At 71.1% G+C, this 613-nt stretch carries 1 protein-coding gene; it reads left to right on the forward strand.

Features of this window, described 5'->3' with window-relative positions:
- Nucleotides 1–494: glycine cleavage system protein R (locus AX690_RS19465; RefSeq protein WP_156449729.1), on the forward strand; the 494-nt coding region annotated here is incomplete at its 5' end.
- Between the last annotated feature and the right edge of the window lie 119 nt (nt 495–613).

Genomic DNA, 613 nt, shown 5'->3' on the forward strand with positions numbered 1-613 from the left:
TCGGCAGCGACCGCCCCGGCCTCACCCAGGCCCTGGCCAGCGCCGTGCTGTCGGCCGGCGGCAACTGGCTGGAGAGCCATCTCAGCCAACTGGGCGGCCTCTATGTCGGCTCGGTCCTGGTCGAGCTGGAGGCGGGCCAGGAAGAGGCCCTGCGCGCCGCGGTCTCGGCGGTGGACGCCCACGGGCTGGAAGTGCGGATCGCCCCGACCGTCGAGGCGCCGGCCGCGACTGGCGAGCTCCTGCAACTGGGCGTGGTCGGCCAGGACCGTCCGGGCATCGTCCACCAGGTCACCGGCGTGCTCAGCGAGCTGGGCGCCAATATCGAGAGCTTCGGTTCGCGCCTCAGCATCGAGCCGCACCAGGGCGCGCCGCTGTTCCACCTGGACGCCCGCCTGCGCCTGCCGCCGGGCTTGACCGCCGACGCGGTGCGCGACGCCCTAGAGGCCATCTCCGGCGAGATCATGGTCGACATCGCCCTGACGCCGGCGGGGTAAGGAAGGCTGAAGGTCCGGAATTGGAGCCGAAGCTAAGACGTGCTTTCGACCCTGAGCGGACGCATTGGAAAATCCTCCCCCTAGAGGGGGAGGAGGCCGAAGGCCGGAGGGGGAAGTCC

It is taken from the genome of Caulobacter sp. CCH9-E1 (assembly GCF_001556515.1).
GTDB lineage: Bacteria > Pseudomonadota > Alphaproteobacteria > Caulobacterales > Caulobacteraceae > Caulobacter.